The 24,599-nt window shown below is 73.8% G+C and carries 22 protein-coding genes and 1 riboswitch; of the genes, 14 read left to right on the top strand and 8 right to left on the bottom strand.

Annotation, left to right across the window (positions count from 1 at the left end):
• Positions 1–3: 3 nt before the first annotated feature.
• Positions 4–600, bottom strand: coding sequence for a TetR/AcrR family transcriptional regulator (locus J4709_RS35795; RefSeq protein WP_208247663.1), 597 nt, complete (start codon positions 598–600; stop codon positions 4–6).
• 54 nt (positions 601–654) lie between these two features.
• Here J4709_RS35795 and J4709_RS35790 point away from each other — a divergent pair, with 54 nt between their 5' ends.
• Positions 655–1,197, top strand: a complete 543-nt coding sequence (locus J4709_RS35790) for a GNAT family N-acetyltransferase (RefSeq protein WP_208247660.1) — start codon at positions 655–657, stop codon at positions 1,195–1,197.
• A gap of 97 nt (positions 1,198–1,294) precedes the next feature.
• Complete coding sequence (locus J4709_RS35785; protein WP_208247788.1) at positions 1,295–2,038, top strand: sulfite exporter TauE/SafE family protein; 744 nt, start codon at positions 1,295–1,297, stop codon at positions 2,036–2,038.
• Positions 2,039–2,054: 16 nt separating this feature from the next.
• Here the strand turns inward: J4709_RS35785 and J4709_RS35780 are convergent, their stop codons facing one another.
• Positions 2,055–3,572: a glycoside hydrolase family 15 protein gene (locus J4709_RS35780; RefSeq protein ID WP_232384550.1), complete on the bottom strand. Its 1,518-nt coding sequence runs from the start codon at positions 3,570–3,572 to the stop codon at positions 2,055–2,057.
• A 238-nt stretch (positions 3,573–3,810) separates the two neighbouring features.
• Between J4709_RS35780 and sucC the strand changes: the two genes are divergently transcribed.
• From sucC to J4709_RS35765, 3 genes are all read left to right on the top strand, one after another.
• Positions 3,811–4,989: an ADP-forming succinate--CoA ligase subunit beta gene (gene sucC / locus J4709_RS35775; protein WP_208247658.1), complete on the top strand. Its 1,179-nt coding sequence runs from the start codon at positions 3,811–3,813 to the stop codon at positions 4,987–4,989.
• A gap of 2 nt (positions 4,990–4,991) precedes the next feature.
• Positions 4,992–5,879 carry a succinate--CoA ligase subunit alpha gene (gene sucD, locus J4709_RS35770; protein ID WP_208247656.1) on the top strand — a complete coding sequence of 296 codons (888 nt, stop codon included), beginning with the start codon at positions 4,992–4,994 and terminating at the stop codon, positions 5,877–5,879.
• A gap of 159 nt (positions 5,880–6,038) precedes the next feature.
• Positions 6,039–7,847: a cell division protein PerM gene (locus J4709_RS35765; RefSeq protein WP_307801836.1), complete on the top strand. Its 1,809-nt coding sequence runs from the start codon at positions 6,039–6,041 to the stop codon at positions 7,845–7,847.
• Positions 7,848–7,872: 25 nt separating this feature from the next.
• On the opposite strand, the gene J4709_RS35760 is transcribed toward J4709_RS35765, so the two are convergent.
• Positions 7,873–8,256, bottom strand: a complete 384-nt coding sequence (locus J4709_RS35760; RefSeq protein WP_208247654.1) for a hypothetical protein — start codon at positions 8,254–8,256, stop codon at positions 7,873–7,875.
• A 233-nt stretch (positions 8,257–8,489) separates the two neighbouring features.
• On the opposite strand from J4709_RS35760, the gene purN reads away from it, so the two are divergent.
• From purN to J4709_RS35745, 3 genes are all read left to right on the top strand, one after another.
• Positions 8,490–9,194, top strand: a complete 705-nt coding sequence (purN, locus tag J4709_RS35755; protein WP_232384549.1) for a phosphoribosylglycinamide formyltransferase — start codon at positions 8,490–8,492, stop codon at positions 9,192–9,194.
• On the top strand, positions 9,191–10,756 hold the full coding sequence (purH, locus tag J4709_RS35750) for a bifunctional phosphoribosylaminoimidazolecarboxamide formyltransferase/IMP cyclohydrolase (RefSeq protein ID WP_208247650.1): 1,566 nt from the start codon (positions 9,191–9,193) through the stop codon (positions 10,754–10,756). Before purN ends, purH begins: the two co-directional genes overlap by 4 nt.
• Before the next feature lie 297 nt (positions 10,757–11,053).
• Positions 11,054–11,230: a hypothetical protein gene (locus tag J4709_RS35745; RefSeq protein ID WP_173098675.1), complete on the top strand. Its 177-nt coding sequence runs from the start codon at positions 11,054–11,056 to the stop codon at positions 11,228–11,230.
• Between the two features lie 28 nt (positions 11,231–11,258).
• Here J4709_RS35745 and J4709_RS35740 read toward each other — a convergent pair whose 3' ends face one another.
• Positions 11,259–11,852, bottom strand: coding sequence for a GNAT family N-acetyltransferase (locus J4709_RS35740; RefSeq protein WP_208247649.1), 594 nt, complete (start codon positions 11,850–11,852; stop codon positions 11,259–11,261).
• Positions 11,853–11,958: 106 nt separating this feature from the next.
• Positions 11,959–12,044: riboswitch (ZMP/ZTP riboswitch) on the top strand.
• 46 nt (positions 12,045–12,090) lie between these two features.
• Between J4709_RS35740 and J4709_RS35735 the strand changes: the two genes are divergently transcribed.
• Positions 12,091–12,936: a bifunctional methylenetetrahydrofolate dehydrogenase/methenyltetrahydrofolate cyclohydrolase gene (locus J4709_RS35735; protein ID WP_208247647.1), complete on the top strand. Its 846-nt coding sequence runs from the start codon at positions 12,091–12,093 to the stop codon at positions 12,934–12,936.
• A gap of 167 nt (positions 12,937–13,103) precedes the next feature.
• Here the strand turns inward: J4709_RS35735 and J4709_RS35730 are convergent, their stop codons facing one another.
• Positions 13,104–13,844 (bottom strand): FHA domain-containing protein, encoded by a 741-nt coding sequence (locus J4709_RS35730; protein WP_208247645.1) that lies wholly within the window; start codon positions 13,842–13,844, stop codon positions 13,104–13,106.
• 269 nt (positions 13,845–14,113) lie between these two features.
• Between J4709_RS35730 and J4709_RS35725 the strand changes: the two genes are divergently transcribed.
• The 3 genes from J4709_RS35725 (at position 14,114) to J4709_RS35715 (ending at position 17,138) form a co-directional block, all read left to right on the top strand.
• Positions 14,114–14,542 carry a DUF3017 domain-containing protein gene (locus tag J4709_RS35725; RefSeq protein WP_208247643.1) on the top strand — a complete coding sequence of 143 codons (429 nt, stop codon included), beginning with the start codon at positions 14,114–14,116 and terminating at the stop codon, positions 14,540–14,542.
• Between the two features lie 139 nt (positions 14,543–14,681).
• Positions 14,682–15,899, top strand: coding sequence for an NADP-dependent isocitrate dehydrogenase (locus J4709_RS35720; protein ID WP_208247641.1), 1,218 nt, complete (start codon positions 14,682–14,684; stop codon positions 15,897–15,899).
• A gap of 249 nt (positions 15,900–16,148) precedes the next feature.
• Positions 16,149–17,138 (top strand): malate dehydrogenase, encoded by a 990-nt coding sequence (locus J4709_RS35715; protein WP_208247638.1) that lies wholly within the window; start codon positions 16,149–16,151, stop codon positions 17,136–17,138.
• A 77-nt stretch (positions 17,139–17,215) separates the two neighbouring features.
• On the opposite strand, the gene J4709_RS35710 is transcribed toward J4709_RS35715, so the two are convergent.
• On the bottom strand, positions 17,216–17,827 hold the full coding sequence (locus J4709_RS35710; RefSeq protein ID WP_208247636.1) for a hypothetical protein: 612 nt from the start codon (positions 17,825–17,827) through the stop codon (positions 17,216–17,218).
• A 115-nt stretch (positions 17,828–17,942) separates the two neighbouring features.
• Between J4709_RS35710 and J4709_RS35705 the strand changes: the two genes are divergently transcribed.
• Complete coding sequence (locus J4709_RS35705) at positions 17,943–19,727, top strand: HSP90 family protein (protein ID WP_208247634.1); 1,785 nt, start codon at positions 17,943–17,945, stop codon at positions 19,725–19,727.
• Positions 19,724–22,414 (top strand): tetratricopeptide repeat protein, encoded by a 2,691-nt coding sequence (locus tag J4709_RS35700; RefSeq protein ID WP_208247632.1) that lies wholly within the window; start codon positions 19,724–19,726, stop codon positions 22,412–22,414. Before J4709_RS35705 ends, J4709_RS35700 begins: the two co-directional genes overlap by 4 nt.
• 7 nt (positions 22,415–22,421) lie before the next feature.
• Here J4709_RS35700 and galK read toward each other — a convergent pair whose 3' ends face one another.
• Positions 22,422–23,564 (bottom strand): galactokinase, encoded by a 1,143-nt coding sequence (galK, locus tag J4709_RS35695; RefSeq protein WP_208247630.1) that lies wholly within the window; start codon positions 23,562–23,564, stop codon positions 22,422–22,424.
• Positions 23,561–24,514, bottom strand: a complete 954-nt coding sequence (galE, locus tag J4709_RS35690) for a UDP-glucose 4-epimerase GalE (RefSeq protein ID WP_208247628.1) — start codon at positions 24,512–24,514, stop codon at positions 23,561–23,563. The genes galK and galE overlap by 4 nt, the downstream gene beginning before the upstream one ends.
• Between the last annotated feature and the right edge of the window lie 85 nt (positions 24,515–24,599).

Raw genomic sequence — 24,599 nt, 5'->3', positions numbered from 1 at the left:
CGGTCAGGGGGCGAGGGCGGCGAGCCAGGCGTCGAGCATCCGGACCTGCCGCTCCGGCGGGTACCGGTCGGGATCGAAGAGGGCGTGCACGACGAGCCCGTGTGCGAACGCGGCCGCGGCGGCCGTGACGTCGTCCACATCGTCCGCGCCGGACGTGGCGGGCAGCTCGCCGCGCTCGACGGCGGCGGCGACGTGGACGCGCAGCCGGGCCCGCCACCCCCGGTACCGCCGCATCTCGCGTTCGCGCAGCTCGGGGTCGGCGAGCGAGCCGTCCCAGGAGCCGACCCACACCCGGTTCATCACCGCGGCCTCCGGCGTCAGCGGGAGGACGTCCAGCAGCGCGGCGCGCAGGGCGGCGAGGCCCGGCTCGTGCGTGGTGCGCACGGCGCGGCCCGAGGTGCGCTCGTCGGCGACGTCCAGGGCGTAGGAGACCAGCGCCTTCTTGTTCGGGAAGTAGTGCGTGAGCAGGCCGGTCGACGCGCCCATCTCGGCGGCGACCGCGCGCAGCGTCAGCCCGCCGAAGCCGCGGTCGGCGAGGACCCGCCACACGGCCGCGGAGACGTCGCGGCGGCGGGCGTCGTGATCACCTCTGGCCGGCATGTCCCGTAGGGTACATAACAAACGTTCGGTACGTACTCCCCGAGGAGGCCCCCCATGTTCGCCGTCACGCTGGCCGACGACGCCGAGCTCCGTCCGCTGGAGCCGTGGCAGGCCGCCGAGTTCGCCGCGCACGCCGACCGGGTGCGGCAGGACGTCATCGAGTACATCCCGTGGGCGCGGACCGTCGTCGACGAGGCGACCGCGCGCGAGTTCCTCCAGGGCTACGCGGAGAAGCAGGCCCGGGACGAGGGCCGCGTCTACGGCATCTGGGTGGACGGCGCGCTGGCGGGCGGCACGGTCTTCCGGACGTTCGACGCGCCGCGCGGCGTGTGCGAGGCGGGGGTCTGGCTCGGCGCGGAGGCCCGGGGCCGCGGACTGATCACCGCCGCGGTCCGGCACATGATCGACTGGGCCTTCGGGGCGCGCGGGATGGCGCGCGTGGAGTGGATCTGCGACCCGCGCAACACCGCGAGCGCGGCGGTCGCGAAGCGGCTCGGGATGACCTGCGAAGGCGTGCTCCGGGACGCGTATGTGCTGGCCGGCGAGCGCCGCGACGAGCAGATCTGGGCGGTCCTCGCGGGGGAGTGGAAGGGCTGACGCACGCACCCCTGGCACTCCCGGGGCGTTATGGTCATACTCTGAACACCCATTACCCCCCCGGGAGTCCTCCGTGCACGCCCCGCAGGTGATCGCCATGCTGGCCGCCGCCACCTCGGCCGGCTGGGTCGACGCGGTGGTGGGCGGCGGCGGGCTGATCCAGCTGCCCGCGCTGCTGCTCCTCAACCCCGGCCAGCCGGTCGCGACGTCGCTCGCCACCAACAAGCTCGGCTCGATCGCGGGCACCGCCTCCGCCGCCATCGCCTACTCCCGCAAGGCCAAGCCCGACGTCCGGGTCGCGGGGCCTGCGGCCGCCCTCGCCGTGTGCTGCGCCGCGGGCGGCGCGCTGTGCGCGGCGGCGATCTCGTCCGACGTGCTCAAGCCCGTGATCATGGTGGTGCTGCTCGCCGTCGCCGCGCTCGTGGTGCTGCGGCCCGACCTCGGCCGCGCCCCGCGGCTCGTGCTGCGGACGCGGCGCCGGGTGGCCCTCGCGATCGTCGTGCCCGGCGTCGCGATCGCCTTCTACGACGGGCTCGTCGGACCCGGGACCGGGACGTTCCTGGTCATCGCGTTCACCGCGCTGCTCGGCCTGGACTTCGTCGACGCCTCCGCCACCTCGAAGATCATCAACGCCGGGACCAACCTCGGCGCGCTCATCGTGTTCGCCGCCCAGGGGCACGTGCTGTGGGCGCTCGGCCTCGGCATGGCCGCCTGCAACGCGGCCGGCGCGCAGCTCGGCGCCCGGATGGCGATCAACCGCGGCGCCGGGTTCGTCCGGGTCGTCCTGCTGTGCGTCGTCGCGGCGCTCGTCCTCAAGATGGGCTACGAGCAGTTCGCCTGAGGGCGCCGGCCCGCACTCAGGACGCGGGCGGGACCGGCAGCGGGTCGCGCAGCGCCGCCAGCGTCAGCAGGACGAGGGCGTCCGTCCAGCCGAGCGGCGCCACGCCCGCCTGGCGGCCCGTCGCCCCGACCTTCTCCGGCAGCGCGCCCAGCGACGACCGGTGCGCCGACAGCCAGCCGAGACGGCCGAGCGCGTCGCTCCTGCGCCCGGCCGACGCCGCGGACAGCCCGAACAGCGCCGTCTCCGGCGTCCACGCCACGTCCTGGTCCCCGGCCCACCTCTCGCCCGGCAGCACGCCGCCGTTCGGCAGCGCCTGCTTGCGCTCGGCGTCCGCGATCGCGCCCGCCACGGCCTGGTCGGCGGGGGCGAACGGCGGTGCGATGAACGTCACGGAGGTGTCCATCAGCCCGTCCTCGACGGGCGAGCGCGGGTACCCGTACGGCGCGAACTGGCGCGCCAGCGCCTCCGACACCCGCTGCGCCGCCGCCCGCCACCGCGCCGCCTCCGCGCCCTGGCCGTAGCTCTGCGCGAGGGACGCCGCCGACCGCAGCCCCGCCAGCACCGGCCCCACCACGCCGAGCGTCGGGCGCCGCGGGTCCTGCTCGCGGCCGTGGTCGCGTTCCCAGTAGTCCGACGACGCGGGCGGCAGGCCCTCCGCGTCCAGCGAGCCGGCGAGGTGGTCGGCGGCGCGCCGCACCATCGGCCACAGGCCGGGCAGGTCGTCGGGGTCCGGGGTCCGCGCCCGGTAGAGCCAGCTCGACCACAGCACCCAGCCCAGCGAGTCGAGCTGCGGTGGGCGGCCGTCGATCACGGCCGTCCCGTCGGCGTTGTACCGCGCCGCCCACACCCCGTCGCCCGTCTGGACGCGGCCGAGGAACCGCAGGATCCGGCGCGCCTCCGACGGATGGCCCGTCACCGTGAACGCGGCGGCCGCGAAGGCGGAGTCGCGCGGCCACGAGTACCGCCACGCCCCGTACCAGGAGGCCAGCGACGCGCCGTTCGGCGGCGTCAGCAGCCGCAGGTCCAGCAGCGCGCGCGCCGCCATGTCGCGGAAACCGGAGTCCGGCGGGCCCTCCGGGACGGTCCCGGACGCCAGCCACGCGCTGTCGGACCGCACCGCCTGCGCCACCCGCGGATCGTCCGCCGCGACCGTGACCGCCGCGGCCCCGCCCGACGGGATCAGCCGCACCCGGCCGTCCGCGAGCCGCACCGCCGAGCTGTCCGGCAGGTACGCGGCGCCGTCGGCGTCGTCCGGGTCCAGCGGGACGCCCGCGAACGGCCACCCGCCGCCGCCCACCAGCCCGGGGCTCACCCACCCCGGCGCCGACGGCTCCGGCACGTTCGCGCCGGCCACGGCGACGAGGGCGGCGACGACGAGGAACGCGGCGGCGCGGCGCACCCGGCGCCTGCGGTGGCGCGCGGACGAGCCCCTTCGCCGGACGGGGGCGGGACCGGAGGGCGCGGGAGCGGCGGCGGTCCGCACGTCGTCCAGTTGCTGCCCCACGGGCGTCGCCTCCCCCCTGGCCTCGCGCAAGTACATCAAACTATGCCAATCGGCACGTCGTCGTGAGGAGGGTACGCGCACCGCCGCGGTACCGGCCGCACCTGCGGTTTCCGGACTCGGGGCGACAAATGGACCCGGCGGCGGCAGCACGGACCGGGGTTGACTAGGCTGCATCGACGGAGCGGACCGCGGAGTGCCGGCCGCACGGACACCCGTGTACCCCCACTCGCGTGGTCATCTGGCTGTCGATCCGTTTAAGGACGCCCTCGTGGACCTGTTCGAACATCAGGCGAAGGAACTCTTCGCCGAGTACGGGGTACCGGTGCCCACCGGCAAGGTCGCCTCTACTCCCCAGGAAGCGCGCGCCATCGCGGAGGAACTGTTCTCCGCGGGCAGCAAGAAGGTCGTGGTCAAGGCCCAGGTGAAGACCGGCGGCCGCGGCAAGGCCGGCGGCGTGAAGCTCGCCGACACGGCCGACGAGGCCGAGGCCCTCGCCGGCCAGATCCTCGGCATGGACATCAAGGGCCACACGGTCCACAAGGTCCTGGTGGAGGAGGGCTCCGCGATCGCGCAGGAGTACTACTTCTCCTTCCTGCTCGACCGCGCCAACCGCACCTTCCTGTCCATCTGCTCCGTCGAGGGCGGCGTGGAGATCGAGGAGGTCCCGCACGACCGCCTCGGCCTGGTGCCGATCTCCCCGCTGGACGGCGTGGACCGGGCCAAGGCCCGCGCGATCGCCGAGCAGGGCCGGCTGCCCGAGGAGGCCCTCGACGGCGCCGCCGAGCTCATCGAGCGGCTGTGGGCGGTGTTCACCGACGAGGACGCCACGCTGGTCGAGGTCAACCCGATGATCCTCACCGCCGACGGCCAGGTGAAGGCCCTCGACGGCAAGGTCTCCCTCGACGACAACGCCGGGTTCCGCCAGGAGCACGACAAGCTCGAGGACAAGGCCGCGGCCGACCCGCTGGAGGCGGCGGCGAAGGCCAAGGACCTCAACTACGTCAAGCTCGACGGCTCCGTCGGCATCATCGGCAACGGCGCCGGCCTGGTCATGTCCACCCTGGACGTGGTCGCCTACGCCGGCGAGGAGTTCGGCGGCCAGAAGCCCGCCAACTTCCTCGACATCGGCGGCGGCGCCTCCGCCGAGGTCATGGCCAACGGCCTGGAGATCGTCCTGTCGGACCCGGCCGTGAAGTCGGTGTTCGTCAACGTCTTCGGCGGCATCACCGCCTGCGACGCGGTCGCCAACGGCATCGTCTCGGCCTACAAGCTGCTCGCCGACCGCGGGGAGGCCGTCGACCGGCCGCTGGTGGTCCGCCTCGACGGCAACAACGCCGAACTCGGGCGCAAGATCCTGACCGACGCCGCGCTGAGCGGCGTGCAGCAGGTCGACACCATGGACGACGCGGCCAAGCGTGCCGCCGAACTCGCCGCGGCAGGTGCATGACAATGGCCATCTGGCTCACCGAGAACAGCAAGATCATCGTTCAGGGCATCACCGGCTCCGAGGGCTCCAAGCACGGCCGCCGCATGCTGGCCGCCGGCGCGCAGGTCGTCGGCGGCGTGAACGCCCGCAAGGCCGGCACGACCGTCGACTTCGACGGCACCGAGCTGCCCGTCTTCGGCACCGTCAAGGAGGCGATGCGGGAGACCGGCGCGGACGTGTCCGTCGTGTTCGTGCCGCCGAAGTTCACCAAGGACGCCGTCGTCGAGGCGATCGACGCCGAGATCCCGCTCTGCGTCGTCATCACCGAGGGCATCCCGGTGCACGACACCGCCTACTTCTGGGCGTACGCCGAGTCCAAGGGCAACAAGACCCGCATCATCGGGCCGAACTGCCCCGGCATCGCCTCGCCCGGCAAGTCCAACGCCGGCATCATCCCGGCCGACATCACCACGCCGGGCCGCATCGGCCTGGTGTCGAAGTCGGGCACGCTGACCTACCAGATGATGTACGAGCTGCGCGACATCGGCTTCTCGACCTGCGTCGGCATCGGCGGCGACCCGATCATCGGGACCACCCACATCGACGCCCTCAAGGCGTTCGAGGAGGACCCGGAGACCGACGCCATCGTGATGATCGGTGAGATCGGGGGCGACGCCGAGGAGCGCGCCGCCGCCTACATCGAGAAGAACGTCACCAAGCCGGTCGTCGGCTACGTCGCCGGGTTCACCGCGCCCGAGGGCAAGACGATGGGCCACGCCGGCGCGATCGTGTCCGGCTCCGCCGGCACCGCGCAGGCGAAGAAGGAGGCCCTGGAGAAGGTCGGCGTCCGCGTGGGCAAGACCCCGAGCGAGACCGCCGTCCTCATGCGGGAGATCATGAAGAACCGCTGAGCGTTCTGATCGCCTGATCAGGCACCGAAAGACGCCCGAGCCGCCTGTCGCGGCCCGGGCGTCTTTCGTCGTCGCCGCCGGGACGCCCGGCCGGGCGACAAAGGCGACACGCCGGGCCGGGGGGCGGGCCGCGCGGGGGCGGGGTGCCAGCATGGGCGGGTGAGCGACGTGAGGCCGGGACAGCGCGCGACCCCCGAGGCGGCCAGGGACCCGAGGGGGGCGCGCGGCGAGGCCGCGCGGCGGCCGGGGAAGGCGCGCGGCGCGCGGCCGGCGCCGCCGCCCCCGGGCAACGGCCGCCCGCTGTACGTGACGGGCCTCGTCGCGGCGCTGTGGTGCGTCGGGATCGGCCTCACCGTGCTGACGACCGTGACGCTGCTCGGCTGGGTCGCCGCGCCGAAGACCGCGCTCGGGCACGGGCTGCCCGGGGTGTTCCGCACGGCCGTGAACTTCTGGCTCGTCTCCCACCACGCCGGGTTCTCCTACGGGCACGGACGGGTCGGGCTGCTGCCCCTCGGCGTGCTGGTGCTGCCGGGCGCGCTGCTGTACCGCGGCGGCGCCTGGATGATCCGCGGGCTCGGCCTCCCGGACCGGCCGCGGATCGCGGTGGCGCACGTCGCGACGGCGCTGGCCGTCCCGTACGCGCTGCTGGCGATGCTGATGGCGCTCGCGGTGTCCGCGCCGGAGCTGCACCCGTCGGCGTGGCAGGCGCTCCTCGCGTGCTTCCTCGTCGCGGTCATCGCGGGCGGCCTCGGCGCCGCGCGGGCCGTCGTCGCCGCGCAGGTCGCGGCGGAGGCGCGCGGACGGCGCGTCCGGTCCGGGCTGGGGGCGCTGCTGCGGCTGCTGCCGGACCGACCCCGGTCGCTGGTGATCGGCGTCGCCGGGTCGGTCGCGGTGCTGGCGGCGGCGGGCGCGGTCCTGGTCGGCGGGTCCCTGGCGACGCACATGTCCGAGTCCGACCGCGTGTACGACCTGCTCGCGCCCGGCATCGTGGGCGGCGTCCTGCTGCTGCTGGTGGAGCTGGCGTTCCTGCCGAACGCGGTGATCTGGGGGATCGCGTACGCGGTCGGCCCCGGGTTCGCGGTCGGCGCCGGGACGAGCGTCTCGCCGACCGGTGTGTTCCTCGACACGGTCCCGGCGTTCCCGCCGCTCGCGGCGCTGCCCGAGCCGGGTCCCGCGCCCGCGGTGTCGCTGCTCGCGCTCGCGGCGCCGTTCGTCGCGGGCGCGGTGGGCGGCGTGCTGACGATCCGGACGATGCCGAGCGCCACGTCGGAGGCCGCGCCGCTGTGGGGGTTCATGTCCGGGACGCTGACGGGCGCCGTCGTGGCGGTGCTCGCGGCGCTGTCGGGCGGCCCGCTCGGCGGCGGGCGGATGGCGACGGTCGGCCCGTCGGCGTGGCAGGTCGGGCTGATGGCGGCGCTGGAGGTCGGGATCTCCGCGGCGATCGCGGCGTGGGCGGCCAACTGGCGGATCCTGCGGCGGCCGGAGGGGGAGGAGGAGCCCGTCCGGCGGCGCAGGCGCGGGAAGCGCAAGGCGAAGCCCGCCGCCGCCCGGACGCCGGAGGTCGCGGTGCCGCCGCCCCCACCCGTCCCCGAGGAGCCCCGGACGGTGCCCGAGGAGCCGCCGGCGCCGCGTCCCTCGCCGTACGCGCCCGGCCCGCTGGAGTTCGAGGAGGCCGAGCCGGTCCTCGCGCCGCGCAGGCCGCGCGGCCGCCGCGCACCGGACCCGCTGCCCGAGCTGATCGCCGACGAGCCCGCGCCGCCCGAACCCGAGCCCGAACCCGAGCCGGAGCCCGAGCCGCGCGAGCCCGAACCGGACGAGCGGGACGGCAAGGTCGTCCTCGAAGGCCACATCGTCGAGGACCCCGAGCCCGAGCCGGAGCCCGTCCCGCCGCCCCGCGAGGACCCCGAGCGCACCGAGAACCGCGGCGGCGCGATCTATGTCCTGCGCGAGGAGCCGCGCCGCGACTGACCGCCCGCAGAGGGGCCACAAGGGGTCAGAACAGGTCGCCGTACTTGTCCATGCTGCCCGCGGGCAGGTCGAGCTTCTTCTCGATCTTCGGGTAGTACTCGTGCCGGCAGGCCGTCTTGTCGGTGCCCGTGTTCGACGCGCCGAGGCACTCCTGGTAGCCGCTCAGCTCCGGCCACAGGAACACCGTGAGCGCCACCGACAGCGCCGAGAACGCCAGCCCGACCGAGCCGAGCGCGATGCCCGGCGCGGCGCCCGGCGCGGTGCCCCGCGCCGCCTTCGCCCGCCGCCGCGCCCTGATCCCGATGACCAGCGCCGCGACGCCCAGCACCAGCCCCAGCGGGTAGAAGAAGAACGAGGTCACCAGGGCGACGATGCCGAGCCACAGGGCCCGCCGTCCCGACCGTTCCACCGGCCGCTGCCCCGGCGGAGGGCCCATCGGGCCCTGGGGAAAGCCCATGGGAGGGCCCGGGGGCGGCCCCGCCGGATCCCGCCCCTGCTCGACGGGATGGGCCGGTCCTCCCGGCTGCTCGCTCACGTCCGCTTCCTCCCAACCGTGGATTCAACCGCGCCGAACAGGGCCGATAGGCTTCGTGCCGAATGCCGACAACCCCACCGTCCAGCCCACCGTCCGCAAAGGGAGTCATGGTGTCCGCCCGGCTCGTCGTCCTCGTCTCCGGCGCGGGGACCAACCTACAAGCGCTGCTCGACGCCTGCGCAGATCCAGCCTACGGGGCGAAAGTGGTGGCCGTGGGCGCCGACCGCGACGGGATCGGCGGCACCGAGCGCGCCGAGAGCGCCGGACTGCCCGCGTTCACGCTCCGCATCCCCGACTTCGCGTCCCGCGCGCAGTGGGACGAGGCCCTCGCCGCCGCGATCGCCGAGCACGAGCCCGACCTGGTGGTGTCCGCCGGGTTCATGAAGATCCTCGGCCCGGCGGTGCTGGCCCGGTTCGGCGGCCGGATCGTCAACACCCACCCCGCGCTGCTGCCCTCCTTCCCCGGCGCGCACGCGGTACGGGACGCCCTGGCGTACGGGGTGAAGGTCACGGGCTGTACGGTTCACTTCGTCGACGAAGGCGTGGACACCGGACCCGTCATCGCCCAGGAGACCGTCACCGTGGGCTGGCATGACGACGAGGACTCCCTGCACGAGCGCATCAAGCAGGTGGAGCGCCGGCTCCTGGTCGACGTCGTCGGACGGCTGGCCCGCGACGGCTGGACCACGCGGGGGCGGCGGGTCTCGATGAAATGCAGAACCTGCGGCGACGGCACGACCGGCGGCGCCGCGCCGGACGGCGGGCCGTCCGGCAGTCCAGGTCAGACGGAACGAGGGGAGCTCGGCCGGTGAGTCGGGTGGCGATCAAGCGGGCGCTGATCAGCGTGTACGACAAGACCGGGCTGGAGGAGCTGGCCCGGGGACTGCACGAGGCCGGGGTGGAGATCGTCTCCACCGGCTCCACGGCGGGCCGGATCTCCGCCGCCGGGGTGCCGGTGATGAAGGTGGAGAAGCTCACCGGGTTCCCCGAGTGCCTGGACGGCCGGGTCAAGACCCTGCACCCGAAGGTGCACGCGGGCCTGCTCGCCGACCGGCGCAAGGAGGACCACCTCCAGCAGCTCGACGACCTGGCCGTCGAGCCGTTCGACCTGGCCGTGGTGAACCTGTACCCGTTCGCGGCGACCGTCGCGTCCGGCGCCGGGCCCGACGAGTGCGTCGAGCAGATCGACATCGGCGGGCCGACGATGGTGCGCGCCGCGGCGAAGAACCACGCGTCCGTCGCCGTCGTCGTCGACCCGTCCGCGTACGGCGACGTCCTCGACGCGGTGAAGGCGGGCGGGTTCACGATCGAGCAGCGGCGCCGCCTCGCCGCCCTCGCCTACAAGCACACCGCGTCCTACGACGTCGCCGTGGCGTCCTGGTTCGCGAGCGAGTACGCGCCCGACGAGCAGGCCGCCGAGACGCGGTGGCCGGACTTCATCGGCGCCACCTGGGAGCGGTCGAACGCGCTGCGGTACGGCGAGAACCCGCACCAGCGCGCCGCCCTGTACCGGGTGCCGGGCGAGACGGGCCTCGCGGGCGCGGAGCAGATCTACGGCAAGGAGATGTCCTACAACAACTACGTGGACACCGACGCCGCCCGCCGCGCCGCCTACGACTTCACCGACCCCTGCGTCGCGATCATCAAGCACGCCAACCCGTGCGGCATCGCCGTCGGCGCCGACATCGCCACCGCCCACCGGCTCGCCCTCGAATGCGACCCCGCGTCCGCCTACGGCGGCGTGATCGCCGCGAACCGGCCGGTCACCGCCGCGATGGCGGAGCAGATCACCGGCAGCTTCGCCGAGGTCGTCGTCGCCCCGTCCTTCGAGGACGAGGCCGTCACCGTGCTGAAGAACCGGTTCAAGAACACCCGGCTGCTGATCTGCCCGGACGCCCCCGGCGGCGCCACCGAGTCGCGGCGGATCGACGGCGGCCTGCTCGTGCAGACCGTCGACCGGGTCGACGCGCCCGGCGACGACCCGTCCGGCTGGGAGCTCAAGTGCGGCGACGCCGCCGACGAGGACACCCTGCGCGACCTGGCATTCGCGTGGCGGGCCGTCCGCGCGGTGAAGTCCAACGCGATCCTGCTGGCCTCCGGCGGCGCCACCGTCGGCGTCGGCATGGGCCAGGTCAACCGCGTCGACTCCGCCCGCCTCGCGGTGGCGCGCGCCGGCGACGAGCGCGCGCGCGGGTCGGTCGCCGCGTCCGACGCGTTCTTCCCGTTCCCGGACGGGCTGGAGGTGCTCCTCGAAGCCGGCGTCAAGGCCGTCGTCCAGCCGGGCGGCTCCATCCGCGACGAACTGGCCATCGAGACCGCCACCAAGGCCGGCGTCACCATGTACTTCACCGGCACGCGGCACTTCTTTCATTGATCATCCTCGGCGGTCGGGCCCTGGAGGCCCTCCCTTCAACGGATGATCGGCGATCGCTGCATCGCTCCGACTCGCCCTGGGGGCTCGCTGCGCGATCGGATTCTCGCAAGCTCGAATCCGGCTTCGCTCGCGATCGCAACGTTGAGGCCGTCGACCGCTGGGCTTGAGGACGGCCGGTGCGGGACGTTGGTCCCGCACCGGCCGTCTTTTGCATCGGACGGTGGGAGGTAGCCTCTGGCTGGCCGCGCCCCATGACCGTTCCTTGACCCCGGCGCGATCATCCGTTGGGAGGCGCGAATGGACTCGCTGACGACCTTCCTGGTCGCCCACATCGGCCAGGCCGACGCGCTGCTGATGGAGTCGCGGCAGGCCGTCGGGCTGGTGGCCGCGGTGCTCGCCGCGATCCTCGCCGGGCAGCTCGGCTGGCACGGCACCGACCGCCTCCTCGCCCGCCGCGAAAGCGCCGACGACTAGCGCAGCCCGGCCCGCCGCCGGCGCGCGCTCAGTGCAGCTTGGCGCGCAGCGCCTTCGACGCCTCCGGCCAGTCGTCGTCGGTCATCGCATAGACGGCGGTGTCCCGGATCGAGCCGTCCGCGCGGACGCGGTGCTTGCGGTGGATCCCCTCGAACGACGCGCCGAGGCGCTCGATCGCCGCCCGCGACCGCTCGTTGCGGACGTGCGTGTGCCAGCCGACCCGGATCGCCCCCAGGTCGTCGAAGGCCCGCTGGAGCAGCAGCAGCTTCGCCTCGGTGTTGAACCCCGTCCGCTGCCAGCGCGCCCCCAGCCAGGTGTGCCCGATGCACAGCCCCCGGTCGTGCGGCGCGATCTCGTAGTACGACGTGCTCCCCGCGACCTCCCCGGTCGCCACGTCGACCTGCGCGAACGGCAGCCGCAGCCCGCGCTCGCACCCCTCCAGCGCCTTCTCGACCCAGGCACGCAGCGCGTCTACGGTCTCCGGCTGCCGCTCGTTCTTCCACGTCCAGATCGACGGCTCCTTCGACGCCTCGAACAGCCCGTCCACATGGTCCAGGGAAAGGGGCTCAAGTCGCACGTAACGCCCGGTCAGCACGGGTTGGTCGAACCATTCGTCGCTCATGGCGTCCACGCTATGCGGGGCCGCTCAGCGCCTGGCAGGGCCACTTCACGGCGATTTCCGCGAGCCACTCGCCGCCGCCGCCCGGGCCGCGCGGACGGCTACCATGGGGTCTCGACGCGACTGGCGCGGTCAAGGTGGATCACCACCGGGGAGCGAACGACAGTCCGGACACCGCGCGCCTGGGTGGACGGGACCTCGAGCCGGGCTCGGTCCCTGGCGAGACACCGCGGAGGCATGCATGACCGCACAGATTCTGGACGGCAAGGCCCTGGCCGCCGAGATCCGCTCCGACCTCAAGCGCCGCGTCGAGGCACTGCGCGACCGCGGCGTGTCCGTGGGGCTCGGCACCGTCCTGGTGGGCGACGACCCCGGCAGCCACTCCTACGTCAACATGAAGCACCGCGACTGCGCCGAGGTGGGCATCGAGAGCATCCGCCGCGACCTGCCGGCGACCGCCAGTCAGGACGACGTCGAGCGCGCCGTCGCCGAGCTCAACGCCGACCCGGCCTGCACCGGCTACATCGTCCAGCTGCCGCTTCCCAAGGGCCTGGACGAGCAGCGCGTCCTGGAGCTGATCGACCCGGCGAAGGACGCCGACGGCCTGCACCCGACGAACCTCGGGCGGCTCGTCCTCATGCAGCCCGGCCCGCTGCCCTGCACCCCGAAGGGCATCATCGAGCTGCTGCGCCACTACGACGTCCCGCTCAAGGGCGCCGAGGTGACCGTCGTCGGCCGCGGCATCACCGTCGGCCGCGCGCTCGGCCTGCTGCTGACCCGCCGCACCGAGAACTCGACCGTGACCCTCTGCCACACCGCCACCCGTGACCTCGCCGCGCACACCCGCAACGCCGACATCGTGGTCGCCGCCGCCGGCGTCCCCGGGCTGATCGGCGGCGACATGGTCAAGCCCGGCGCCGCCGTGCTGGACGTCGGCGTCTCCCGCGTCGACGGCAAGCTCACCGGCGACGTCGCCGCCGACGTCCGCGAGGTCGCCGGCTGGGTCGCCCCGAACCCCGGCGGCGTCGGCCCGATGACCCGCGCGATGCTCCTGCAGAACGTCGTCGAGGCCGCCGAGCGGTCCTGACCTGTTCCGGACATGCGTGAGGGCCGCCACCGACACCGGCGGTGGCGGCCCTCACGCACGAGCCGAAGACCTTTCCCGGGCGGAGCCGCGCCGTCACTAACGCGGCCCCGCTCGGGCGGGCCTGGCGATCGCCCTCGTTCGCGCTGCCGATGAGGGCGACCGCACGCTCAGCTGGCCCGGCGGCCCGCCGCGGTGTGCGCGGCGCGGGCCGGACCCGCGGGATGCCCGGAGGCGTGCCCGGGCGCGCCCGGGCGGCGCGCCTCCGCCGGGCCCCGCATCCCCGGCGGACGCCCGTCGATCGGGGGGCGGCCCTGCTGGGGCACGTGGACCGGCGGCAGCGGCCGGACCAGCCCCATCGCGATGACCTCGTTGGCCAGCCGGGTGCGCCGGTTGGCCCCCTCGGGGATCCGGAACTTCTGGTAGAGCCGCAGCAGGTGCTGCTTCACCGCGGCCTCGGTCACGACCAGCTCCCCCGCGATGTCGCGCGCCGTGGCGGGGGCCACGAACGCCTCGTCGGACAGGGCGGGACGGCACAGCGCGGTCAGCACGTCGACCTCGCGGCGGGTGAGCTCGGGGGCGACGGCACGCCGCAGCTCGACGTCCGGGTCGACCTCCTCACGGGGGATGCCCCCCATCCGGCAGCGCGCCGTGCCGAAGCTCACGACGTCACCGTCCTCCAGCACACGGCGGGCGATCGGCCGGCCGTTGACACGGGTCCCGTTGCGGGACAGGCCCATGTCGACGACGTAGACGTACGGGCCGCGCCGCACGATCTCGGCGTGCAAACGGGACACACTCGGGTCGTCGAGGCGGATGTCGACTCCTCTCCCTCTCCCGACCGTCGTTACGTCGGGGCGCAGCGGCACCACCAGCCCGCTGTCCTCGATCCGCATGAACGGCCCCTCCACGGCAGTCCTCCCAGCTAGTTAGCGACCCCTGTCTGCCGGGTTACCCGGGCGGACCCCCGTCACACCCTCCTACTGGCGAGTAGCACCGATGGCGCAAGGCATTCGGGGCTCTTCGCCACCAGCCGGACCGGGTGCGTTTCCGTCGCCGGAGCACAACTCCGGCCGCCGATCCGGCGGAACGATCACCGGACCCCTCACCCCGCCCCGGACCGCCCGCCCCGCCGCGCCGCGATGTCGTACCGCGCGCCGATCGGCATTACCGTGGAGCCATGAGCACGCAGGTGCACCGGCGCCGGCGCAGGGCGCCGCGCGGCAAGAGCGCCGCCCCGCAGTGGCTCGCGCGGCTGCCCTACCTCATCGTGCTCAGCGGCGTGGGCGGCGGCCTGGCGCTCTGCGCCCTCAACTACTTCCGCAAGGGATCCGGCCTGATGGCGGCCGCGCTGCTGTTCGGCGCGCTGGCGCGGCTGCTGCTCCCGGAGTCCCAGCTCGGCCTGCTGGCCAACCGCAGCCGCCAGATCGACTGCTGGACGCTCGTCATCCTCGGCGAGATGGTCGCGTTCGTCGCGCTCAGCATCCCGCCGATGAACAAGACCGGCCTCATCGGCGCCGGCGCGTTCGGTGCGCTGATCGCCCTGGTCATGGTGGGCCGCGGCGTGCGGCTGCTGCTCGTCCGGCGCCGCGACGGTTCGCCCGGCTAACGATGTTTCCGCAGGTCGACGGGGGTATGACCGTTCTCCCCGGGAGGCCAGGTCTAGACCGCTTCCGGGCCTCGGCTAGCCTAGCCAGTTGAGCCTTACAAGGACTGCTGGCCAGGTGTAGGAAAGGGACAGCAACAGCATGCCCAAGATCAAAGTAGCGGGCCCGGTCGTCGAACTCGACGGCGACGAAATGACGCGGATCATCTGGAAATTCATCAAGGACCAGCTGATCCTGCCTTACCTCGACGTCGACCTGAAGTACTACGACCTGGGAATCGAGCACCGTGACGCCACGGACGACCAGGTCACCATCGACGCCGCGAACGCCATCGCCGAGCACGGCGTCGGCGTCAAGTGCGCCACCATCACCCCCGACGAGGCGCGCGTCGAAGAGTTCGGCCTGAAGAAGATGTGGCGTTCCCCCAATGGAACGATCCGCAACATCCTCGGCGGCGTGATCTTCCGCGAGCCCATCGTGGTGTCGAACATCCCCCGCCTGGTCCCGGGCTGGACGAAGCCGATCATCATCGGCCGGCACGCCCACGGCGACCAGTACAAGGCGACCGACTTCGTGGTCCCCGGCCCGGGCAAGGTGACGATCACCTACACCCCGCAGGACGGCTCCGAGCCCATGGAGATCGAGGTCGCCGACTTCCCCGGCGGCGGAGTCGCCATGGGCATGTACAACTACGACGACTCGATCCGTGACTTCGCCCGGACGAGCATGCGGTACGCGCTGAACCGCGAGATGCCGCTGTACCTCTCCACGAAGAACACGATCCTCAAGGCCTACGACGGCCGGTTCAAGGACCTCTTCCAGGAGATCTTCGAGACCGAGTTCAAGGCCGAGTTCGAGGCCAAGGGCATCACCTACGAGCACCGGCTCATCGACGACATGGTCGCCGCGGCGCTCAAGTGGGAGGGCGGCTTCGTCTGGGCCGCCAAGAACTACGACGGCGACGTGCAGTCCGACACCCTCGCGCAGGGCTTCGGCTCGCTCGGCCTGATGACCTCCGTCCTCATGACCCCGGACGGCAGGACCGTCGAGGCCGAGGCCGCGCACGGCACGGTGACCCGGCACTACCGGCAGCACCAGCAGGGCAAGCCGACGTCGACGAACCCGATCGCGTCGATCTTCGCCTGGACCCGCGGCCTCGAGCACCGCGGCAAGCTCGACAACCAGCCCGAGGTCATCGACTTCGCGCGCAAGATCGAGCAGGTCTGCGTCGAGACCGTCGAGGGCGGCCAGATGACCAAGGACCTCGCCCTGCTCGTCGGCGGGGACACCCCCTGGCTGACCAGCGAGCAGTTCCTCGAGGCGCTGGACACCAACCTCCAGAAGAAGATCAACGGCTGATCCCGTTCCTCTTCGAGTCGCAGGGCCGTCCCGGTCTACCGGGGCGGCCTTTCGCATCGGCGGGGTGTGAGCCATGCCGGGGCGGGCACCTGCCGGGTGACCGGAGGGCCGCGCGCGATAGCCTGGCGTCGGAAATATCTCGACGGCGAGAGAACCCGTGCGGCGACCGGTTCCATGGGCGGCTCTTCGGCGGTCGGGTTCGAAGGATGGCCGCCTGAGCCCCGTCAGGTCACAGCAGGAGAAGGACGCATGACGCGCACCCCAGTCAATGTCACCGTTACCGGCGCCGCGGGCCAGATCGGCTACGCGCTGCTGTTCCGCATCGCCTCCGGGCACCTGCTCGGCGCGGACGTACCCGTCCGCCTGCGGCTGCTGGAGATCCCGCAGGCGGTGAAGGCCGCCGAGGGCACCGCGATGGAGCTGGACGACTGCGCGTTCCCGCTGCTGAGCGGCATCGACATCTTCGACGACGCCGCCAAGGCGTTCGAGGGGACGAACGTGGCGCTGCTGGTCGGCGCCCGCCCGCGCACGAAGGGCATGGAGCGCGGCGACCTGCTGGAGGCCAACGGCGGCATCTTCAAGCCGCAGGGCGAGGCGATCAACGCCGGCGCCGCCGACGACGTCAAGGTGCTGGTGGTCGGCAACCCGGCCAACACCAACGCGCTGATCGCGCAGTCGCACGCGCCGGACGTCCCGGCCGAGCGGTTCACCGCGATGACCCGCCTGGACCACAACCGGGCGCTCGCGCAGCTGTCGAAGAAGGCGGGCGTGTCCGTCTCCGACATCAAGAAGATGACGATCTGGGGCAACCACTCCGCCACCCAGTACCCGGACATCTTCCACGCCGAGATCAACGGCAAGAACGCGGCCGAGACGGTCAACGACCAGAACTGGCTGGAGAACGACTTCATCCCGACCGTCGCCAAGCGCGGCGCCGCGATCATCGAGGCGCGGGGCGCGTCGTCGGCGGCGTCGGCGGCGTCCGCGGCGATCGACCACGTGCACACCTGGGTGAACGGCACCGCCGAGGGCACCTGGACGTCGATGGCGGTCGTGTCGGACGGCTCCTACGGCGTGCCGGAGGGCCTGATCTCCTCGTTCCCGGTCACCACCAAGGACGGGAAGTGGGAGATCGTCCAGGGCCTGGAGATCGACGACTTCTCCCGCGCGCGGATCGACGCGTCGGTGAACGAGCTGGCGGAGGAGCGCGACGCGGTCCGCAAGCTCGGCCTGATCTGAGCGGCCTGATCTGAGCGCCCGCAACTGCACGGACGAGCCCCGGACCTGCGTGGTCCGGGGCTCGTCCGCGTCCGGGCTCACGTTCTGCGGGCCGCTCGTTCGCGGGCGGGCGGGCTGCCGGCGGCGACCGCGACCAGGACGACGAGCCCCGCGACCGCCATCGCCTGGAGTTCTCCGGTCGTGCTCATCTCGGACTTGGGGCCGCGGACGGGCGGGAGCCGTCCGCCGGGGTCGAGGACGACCGGAAGGGTGTCGCCCGCTTCGAGTCCTTCGCAGTTCGACGCGAACTCGCGCGGGATCGCGGTGCCGTCGGAGCGGTGCAGCGTGCAGTGGTACTCCGGACTGGTCCGCTTGGGGTCGCGGGTCTTCCAGACCTTGGCGACGACGGCGTTGTCCTCGGTGCCGGCCAGCGTCAGCGCGACGTCCCGCGCGGCGACGACGCCGACCACGTACAGGGCGATCAGCGCGAGGCAGCCGAGGACCAGCGGGACGCCCTTGAAGCGGAGCGGCCGCCGCGACTCGTACAGCGCCGCCAGCGCGACGACTCCGCAGACGATGCCGGCGATGGCCAGCAGCGCCGCGGCGGTCAGGCTCCACCACAGGTAGGCGGCCGAGGCCGCGAGCAGGCCGAGCACGGCGATGCCGAGCGTGCGGGCGGCGCGCCACGGGGCGGCGAGGGCGGCGGGCATGCGTCCTCCACGGATGGGTGTGCTCGTTGGACGGTAGCGGCCCGAAAAACCCCTGAAGGCGTCGGTACCGGTCGTTAAGGTGTGATCGCTTCGAAGACGACGGGGAGGAACGCGGGTGGCGGATCAGGCTTTCCAGGTGGATCTGCGCGGGGTGGTGGATCTGCTCAGCCGCCATCTGTACGCGAGCCCGCGGGTGTACCTGCGGGAGCTGCTGCAGAACGCGGTGGACGCGATCACGGCGCGGGGCGAGGGCGGCGGCCGGGTGGTGATCGAGACCGGCGGCGGGGCGCTGCGGGTGCACGACGACGGTGTCGGGCTGACGGCGGACGAGGTGCACACGCTGCTGGCCACGATCGGCCGGTCGTCCAAGCGCGACGAGCTGGGGTTCGCGCGGCACGACTTCCTCGGCCAGTTCGGGATCGGGCTGCTGTCGGGGTTCCTGGTGGCGGACGAGATCGAGGTGGTGTCGCGGTCGGCGAAGGGCGGCGACGCGGTCCGGTGGACGGGCCGGTCGGAGGGCAGCTACCGGGTCGAGCCGGTCACGGAAGATCAGGCACGGCGTGACGGGCCGGGAACGACGGTGACGCTGCGGCCGCGGCCCGGGTCGGCGGAGCTGCTGAGCGCGCCGGTCGTGGCGGAGCTGGCCCGCACCTACGGGTCGCTGCTTCCGATCGAGCTGGTCGTGGACGGTGTCACGGTCACGGATGAGGGCCCGCCGTGGCGGGCGTCCCACCCCGATCCGGGGGCGCGGCGCCGCGCGCTGGAGCGGTACTGCGAGGGGCTGTACGGGTTCACGCCGTTCGACGTGGTGGACCTGGAGGTGGCGGAGGCGGGGCTGACCGGCGTCGCGTTCGTCCTGCCGGAGCCGGTGTCGCCGTCGGCCCGCGGCGCGCACCGCGTCTACCTGAAGCGGATGCTGCTGGCGGAGAGCGTGCAGGGGCTGCTGCCGGAGTGGGCGTTCTTCGTCCGGTGCGTGGTGGACGCGGGGGAGCTGCGCCCGACGGCGAGCCGGGAGGCGCTGTTCGAGGACGAGCTGCTGGAGTCGGCGCGGCAGGGCCTCGGCGAGGTGCTGCGGCAGTGGCTGGTGCGGCTGGCGGAGACCGATCCGCCGCGGCTGCGCGCGTTCCTGCGGCTGCACCAGCTCGGCGTGAAGGCGATGGCGCTGCACGACGACGACATGCTGCGGATCGTCGACCGGTGGATGGAGTTCGAGACGTCGGCGGGCCCGGTGACGCTGCACGAGTTCCGGCGGCGGCATCCGGACGGCCGGTTCACCGGGAGCGTGGAGGAGTTCCGGCGGCTGTCGGCGGTGGCGGGCGCGCAGGGCGTCGGGCTGGTCAACGGCGGCTACGTGCACGACACCGAGATCATCGAGCGGCTGCCGGACCTCGATCCGGACGTCCGGCTGACCCGGCTGGACGCCTCGGAGCTGGCGACGACGTTCGGGCTGCTGGATCCGGCGGCGGAGCTGGCGCTGCGGCCGTTCCTGGCGGCGGCGCAGCGGGCGGTGGAGCGGCTCGGCTGCGAGGTGGTCGTCCGCGACTTCGATCCGGCGTCGCTGCCGGCGCTGTACCTGACCAGCCGGGACGCGCAGTTCCGGGAGGAGCTGTCGCGGGCGCGGGAGGAGGCCGGCGAGCTGTGGGCGGACGTGCTCGGCGCGGTGGGCGCGTCGGCGGGGGTGGAGCGTCCGCAGCTGGTGCTGAACTACCGCAACCCGCTGACGCGGCGCGTCACGGCGCTCGGCGTGGACGGGCCTGTGGAGCCGGCCGTGCAGGCGCTGTACGGGCAGGCGCTGCTGCTCGGGCACCATCCGCTGCGTCCGGCGGACACGGCGGTGCTGAACCGTTCGTTCATTGGCCTGCTGGAGTGGGCCACCCATCCTCCGGAGGCGGGCCAGTGAGTATTGACGACGTGTACGCGCTGATGGCGCGCGCGCAGGAGCTTCCGTACGGGGAGGCGCGGACGGTCCTGACGGAGGACGCGCTGCGCCGCGCGGAGGAGGCCGCCGACGAGGTCCTGGCGTTCCGGGTGCGGGTCCGGCTGACCGACGCGTACCAGTTCGGCGGGGAGCCGGCGAAGGCGTTCGCGACGTTCGGGCGGACGCTGGCCGAGCACGACCGCGATCCCGGCCGGTTCGACGAGCCGCTGATCCTGCTGTGGCAGATGAAGGCGGTGGTGAGCTCCCTGACGAAGTTCCCGGAGATCCCCCTCGATCGGACGCGGGCGGTGCTGGACGACATGGAGCGCCGCTACCGGGCGGGCGGTCACAGCCTCCAGGCGGTGTACCGGCGGCGGCACATCGTGGCGCGGCATCTCGGCGACCCGTCGGCGGACGAGTGGTTCGCCAAGTGGCGGGCGGCGCAGCGGGATCAGCTGTCGGACTGCGAGGGCTGCGATCCGACCGGGATGGTGGCGCATCTCGCGGACGCGGGCCGGTACGAGGAGGCCGCGGAGATCGCGGCGCCGGTGCTGACGTCCGAGCTGTCGTGCAAGGAGCAGCCGCAGGGGATCCAGACGGCGATGCTGCCGGTGTACCTGCGCACGGGCCGTCCGGAGGCGGCGGCCGACGCGCACCGCCGCGCGTACCGGGCGCACCGGCGGCAGGTCGCCGATCTCGGGGACATCGCCGACCATCTGGAGTTCTGCGCGCTGACCGGGAACGACGCGCGGGGGCTGGAGATCGTGCAGCGGCATCTCGGGTGGCTGGACCGGGCGCCGCACGCGCACGCGGAGATGATGTTCGCCGCGGCGGCGGCCGCGGTGCTGGGCCGGGTCGCGGCGTCGGGGCGGGACGGGGTGACGGTCCGCCGTCCGGCGTCGGGCGGGCGTCCCGCGGCGGACGTGCCGGTCGCGGAGCTGCGCGCCGAGCTGGAGGGCCGTGCGACGGACCTGGCGGCACGGTTCGACGCCCGCAACGGCACGTCCCACCAGGGCGAGAAGGTGCGGGAGCTGCTGGCGGCCGAGCCGGACTTCGGGTTCGTCCCGCTGGCCGCGCACCACCGCCGTCCGTCCCAGGCCCCGGCGCCGGCGCCGGCCGTCCCGCAGGAGGAGGAGCCGGACGACATCGCGTCGTCGGACGATCTCGACGCCCTCCTGGACATCGCGGGAAGGCGCGGATCCGGCGCCGACCGGCGCCGCAGGGCGGCCGCGTTGCGACGCTTCGACGTCCTCGCGGGCGAGACCGAGCCGACGCCGCTGCAGAGGGCGCGCCGGCTCGACGGGCGGGGCGTCGAGCTCGCCGTCGCCGGCGACCTCGCGGGCGCGGCCGAGTGCTGGGAGGAGGCGGCCCGCCTGTTCGGCGGCCTGGGCGAGGAGAGGCGCCGGCGGCGGACGCTCGGACGCCTCGGCGCGCTCCGCGTCGACCAGGGCGACGAGAGCGGCCTGGACCAGGTGATCGCGGCCGCGGACCACGCCGTCGCGGACCCGGACGAGCCCGGTGAGGCCACGTCCGGCCTCCTCCTTCTCGCGGGCGTGTACCTGCAGATGGAGCGGCCCGCCGACGCGTACGCGGCGCTCGGCCGGATCACTCCGGAGGACGCGCGGGACGACGAGGCCGAGGTGTGGTTCCTGCGGGGGCAGGCGCTGCTGATGTCCGGCGAGATGGAGGAGGGGATCGCGGCGCTGCGCCGCTCCGCCGACCTGGCGCGCGCCTCGCGGCACCCGGAGGAGATCGCCGCGCCCGCGTTCCAGCTGTCCCGGGCGCTGTCCCGGCACCAGGGCGGTCCCGACGAGGCCACGATCGCGCTGCTGGACGAGGCGATCGGCGCGATGCCCGAGCCGTCGCCGATGCGCGCGGAGGCGCTCGCCGAGCGCGGTGCCTCGCTGGTCGCGCTGGACCGTCCGGCCGACGGCGTCCCCGACCTCGTCGAGGCGGTCGCGGAGTGGACGGCCGAGGGCCTGCACGAGTACGCCGTGCGCATCCGGGTGGACCTCGCCGGCGGCTACCTGTCGACCGGGCGCCATCTGGAGGCCGCCGAGGTCGCCGAGGAGGTCCTCCAGGCGCTTACGGAGGACGACCCCGCCGACCCGTCCGTCGGGCATGCCAGGAGGCGCGCCCGGCTGATCCTGGCGCACGCGCAGAAGGAGATGGGGGAGGAGGACGCCGCCGGCACGTTCACGTCCCTCGCCGAGGGCGCGGTGAAGGACGGCGAGCCCGGCGCCGCCGCGCATTTCCTGGAGGAGGCGGCCGAGATCCTGACAAACCTGGACAAGGACGCCCTGGCCGCCGAGCGTTTCGCGGATGCCGCCGACGCCTATGCCGGGGCGGACGACCCGCAGGGCGCCGTCCGGGCCCGCCGCCGCGCCGCGATGTGCCTGCTGTGGAGCGGCGAGCCGGACAAGGCCGTCGCGACGATGGAGGCGGCCCGCGCGGCCCTGGAGGCGCTGCCGGACGGCCCGCCCCGCACGTGGGAGACCGCGCTCGTCTCCTACGACCAGGCGCGCATCCTCGCCCAGACCGGGCGTCCAGCGGACGCGGAGGCGCTCGCATCGGCCGCGGTGGACGGCTTCCGGTCCCTGGACGAGACCGGCCCCGCCGACCAGGCCGCCGCCCTGCTCGCCGACATCAGGTCGGCGCTCCAGGAATGACCCCGGGCTAGGCCAGGCGGCGGGCGCCGGCGGACGGGACGGCGTCGAGGAACTCCGGCGCCGTCCAGCCGCGCTTGCCGTATGCCGCCGCGATCGCGTCCCGGACCCGGCCGGCGCGGTCGGCGGCGGTGAGGACGATCACCGACCCGCCGAACCCGCCGCCGATCATGCGGCCGCCGCGCGCGCCCGCGCGCAGCGCCGCGTCGACGGCGGTGTCGGCCTCGGGCCAGGACACCTCGAACTGGTCGCGCAGCGACAGGTGCGAGGCGTTCAGCATCGCGCCGAGCTCGGCGACGGCGCCCGCGCGCAGCAGCCCGACGGACGCCTCGACGCGGTGGTTCTCGGTGACGACGTGCTGCACGCGGCGCCGCAGCACCGGGTCGCGCAGCCGCTGCAGCGCACCGCCGAGGTCCTTGACGTCGCGGAGCGCGTCGACGCCGAGCAGCGCCGCGGCCTCCTCGCATTCGGCGCGCCGCCGCCCGTACTCGCCGCCGGTGAGGGCGTGGGAGGCGCGGGTGTCGACGGCGAGCAGCGCCAGCCCGGCCGCCGGCGGGTCGAACGGCACCTGCGACGACAGGCCGCTGCGGCAGTCGAGCATCAGCGCGCGGCCGGGCTCGGCGAGCAGCGACGCGGACTGGTCCATCAGCCCGCACGGCATGCCGACCTGCTCGTTCTCGGCGCGCTGCGCGAGACGGGCCAGCTCCGGCCGGTCGATCTCGACGCCGTACAGGTCGCACAGGGCCAGCGCCGTCGCGCATTCCAGCGCGGCCGACGACGACAGGCCCGCGCCCTGCGGCAGGTCCGAGTCGATCAGCAGGGACGCGCCGCCGGTGCCGTGCTCGCGCAGCACCCGCGCCATGCCGACGGGGTAGGCGGCCCAGGCCCGCTCGGACGGCCAGCCCTCGGAGACGACCGTCCCGCCCTCGGCCGGCGCGGTGACGGCGCCGGCCTGCCGGGAGCGGACCTCGACGATCCCGTCGTCGCGGCGCGCGGCGGCCACCGACACGCCGCGCGACAGCGCGAACGGCAGGACGAGCCCGTCGTTGTAGTCGGTGTGCTCGCCGATCAGGTTGATCCGCCCGGGCGCGTGCCAGACGCCCTCGGCGGCCCGCCCGAACGACTCGCCGAAGGCGGTGCGCAGATCGCTCATCGCGAGCGCAGGAAGGTCCAGGCGTCCGACACCATGGCGCGCAGGTCCCGCTCCGGCTTCCAGCCGAGCCGCGTCTGGATCTTGTCGGACGACGCGATCAGCACCGCCGGGTCGCCCGGGCGGCGCGGGTGGACCTCCGCCGGGATGTCGCGTCCGGTGACCTCGCGGCACACCTCGATGACCTCGCGGACGGAGTTGCCGGTGCCGCTGCCGAGGTTGAAGATCTGGTGGGTGCCGGGCTCGCAGGCGTCCAGTGCCAGCAGGTGCGCGCGGCCGAGGTCGGCGACGTGGATGTAGTCGCGGACGCAGGTGCCGTCGGCGGTCGGGTAGTCCTCGCCGAACATCTTCACCGCCTCGCCCTGCCCGAGCGCGACCTTGAGCACGTTCGGGATCAGGTGCGTCTCGACGGTGTGCCGCTCGCCCTGCGTCCCGTAGGCGCCCGCGACGTTGAAGTAGCGCAGCGAGACGCCGCCGATGCCGTGCAGCCGCGCGTACTCGGCGAGGGTGGTGTCGATCGCCAGCTTCGACGCGCCGTACGGGTTCGTCGGGCGGGTCGGGTCGGTCTCCAGGATCGGCGTCGACTCCGGCTCGCCGTAGCAGGCGGCGGTCGAGGAGAACACGATCCGCGCGACCCCGGCGGTCCGCATCGCCTCCAGCAGCGCCAGCGACTCGCCGAGGTTCTTGTCCCAGTACAGGCCGGGCTTCTCGACGGACTCGCCGACCAGCGACTTGGCCGCGAAGTGCAGCACGGCGTCGAACCCGGCGCCGCCGAGCACCTCGGCGGCGGCGCCGCGCAGCGTGCCGCGCACCAGCCGCGCCCCGGCGGGAACGGCGTCCTCGTGCCCGGTGGACAGGTCGTCCAGGACGACGACCTCGTGGCCCGCCTCCAGCAGCAGGGCGGAGACGACGCTGCCGATGTAGCCGGCGCCTCCGGTGACGAGCAGCTTCACGTACGGACCTCCCGAGAAGACGGACTGGATCGCGGAGCGCCGTCCAGGCTATCCGCAACGCCGCCCGCGGAGATCCCGAACGGGC

The sequence above is a fragment of the Actinomadura violacea genome (assembly GCF_017573465.1).
Taxonomy (GTDB): Bacteria; Actinomycetota; Actinomycetes; order Streptosporangiales; family Streptosporangiaceae; genus Spirillospora; species Spirillospora violacea.
This window is presented reverse-complemented; position numbering and strand designations above follow the sequence as displayed.

What these genes read in the sequence shown, in the direction of transcription:
- J4709_RS35710 (WP_208247636.1), bottom strand. Translation starts at nt 17,827, where the DNA reads ATGCCCGCCGCCCTCGCCGCCCCGTGGCGCGCCGCCCGCACGCTCGGC.
- sucD (WP_208247656.1), top strand. Translation starts at nt 4,992, where the DNA reads ATGGCCATCTGGCTCACCGAGAACAGCAAGATCATCGTTCAGGGCATC.
- J4709_RS35720 (WP_208247641.1), top strand. Translation starts at nt 14,682, where the DNA reads ATGCCCAAGATCAAAGTAGCGGGCCCGGTCGTCGAACTCGACGGCGAC.
- J4709_RS35740 (WP_208247649.1), bottom strand. Translation starts at nt 11,852, where the DNA reads ATGAGCGACGAATGGTTCGACCAACCCGTGCTGACCGGGCGTTACGTG.
- J4709_RS35785 (WP_208247788.1), top strand. Translation starts at nt 1,295, where the DNA reads ATGCTGGCCGCCGCCACCTCGGCCGGCTGGGTCGACGCGGTGGTGGGC.
- purN (WP_232384549.1), top strand. Translation starts at nt 8,490, where the DNA reads ATGGTGTCCGCCCGGCTCGTCGTCCTCGTCTCCGGCGCGGGGACCAAC.
- J4709_RS35735 (WP_208247647.1), top strand. Translation starts at nt 12,091, where the DNA reads ATGACCGCACAGATTCTGGACGGCAAGGCCCTGGCCGCCGAGATCCGC.
- galK (WP_208247630.1), bottom strand. Translation starts at nt 23,564, where the DNA reads ATGAGCGATCTGCGCACCGCCTTCGGCGAGTCGTTCGGGCGGGCCGCC.
- J4709_RS35745 (WP_173098675.1), top strand. Translation starts at nt 11,054, where the DNA reads ATGGACTCGCTGACGACCTTCCTGGTCGCCCACATCGGCCAGGCCGAC.
- J4709_RS35790 (WP_208247660.1), top strand. Translation starts at nt 655, where the DNA reads ATGTTCGCCGTCACGCTGGCCGACGACGCCGAGCTCCGTCCGCTGGAG.
- J4709_RS35715 (WP_208247638.1), top strand. Translation starts at nt 16,149, where the DNA reads ATGACGCGCACCCCAGTCAATGTCACCGTTACCGGCGCCGCGGGCCAG.
- J4709_RS35725 (WP_208247643.1), top strand. Translation starts at nt 14,114, where the DNA reads ATGAGCACGCAGGTGCACCGGCGCCGGCGCAGGGCGCCGCGCGGCAAG.
- J4709_RS35795 (WP_208247663.1), bottom strand. Translation starts at nt 600, where the DNA reads ATGCCGGCCAGAGGTGATCACGACGCCCGCCGCCGCGACGTCTCCGCG.